Source organism: Streptomyces gamaensis, from assembly GCF_042656465.1.
Taxonomy (GTDB): domain Bacteria; phylum Actinomycetota; class Actinomycetes; order Streptomycetales; family Streptomycetaceae; genus Streptomyces; species Streptomyces gamaensis.
Window position 1 is genome coordinate 1 of the sequence record NZ_JBHSPB010000063.1, and the last position, 900, is coordinate 900.

Consider the following 900-nt stretch of genomic DNA (forward strand, 5'->3'; position numbering starts at 1 on the left):
GGAGCGACGCAGTGACCGACGAGACCGGCCCTTCCAGCGCCCGCATGCTGACCGGCTCAGAGCTGATCAGCGCCGTCCAGCCCTGGCTGCACCTCCCCGACGAACCGCTCCCCCGCCCCATCCGGCCCGGCCGACTGGGCATGAACGACGTCCGGAACATCATGGCCACCACCGACGCCTTCCGCAGCCTCGACAGCGCCCACGGAGGCGGGCTCTCCCGCCGGGCCGTCGTCGGCCAGCTCCACGACGTCACGCTCCTGGCCACCCACGGCCGCACCAGCGACGAGGTCGGGCGCGCCCTGTTCGTCGCCATCGCCGACCTCGCCTCCGTCGCCGGCTGGATGAATCACGACGTCGGCCGCCACAGCGAGGCACAGCACTACTTCCTCCTCGGCCTGCAGGCCGCCAAGCAGGCCGGCCGGGACGGCGTCGGGATCGCCGGACACCTGCTCAACTGCCTCTCCCGCCAGGCCAACCACCTCGGCCGCGCAGAAGACGCCCTCGACCTGGTCCAAGCCGCCCAGTACGGCACCCGCAAACTCCCGCCCGGACAGCTGCGGGCCTTCCTCTCCACCCTCGAAGCCCGCTGCCACGCCGTGCTGGGACACCTCCCCGAAGCCGAGCGCGCCCTGGGCACCGCCGACGACGCCCTCGCCGCCGGCCACGACGAGCCGGTCCCCACCTGGGCCGCGTGGTTCGACGAAGCCGAGTACCGCGTCACCGCAGGGGTCTGCGAGTCCATCGCCGCGACCCACGACCCCCACCGCGCGCTCCGGGCCATCGAGCTGATCACCACGGGGACGGCACAGCGCCCCGTCGAGCGGGTCCGCTCCCGCGCCTTCGACCACATCGCGCTCGCCCGCGCCCAAGTCCAAGCCGGTGAGCTCGAAGCAGCCGACC

At 73.4% G+C, this 900-nt stretch carries 1 pseudogene; it reads left to right on the forward strand.

What is annotated here, in order from left to right:
* Positions 1-44: 44 nt before the first annotated feature.
* Positions 45-900: pseudogene (locus ACFP1Z_RS33680) on the forward strand (transcriptional regulator); the annotation flags it as partial.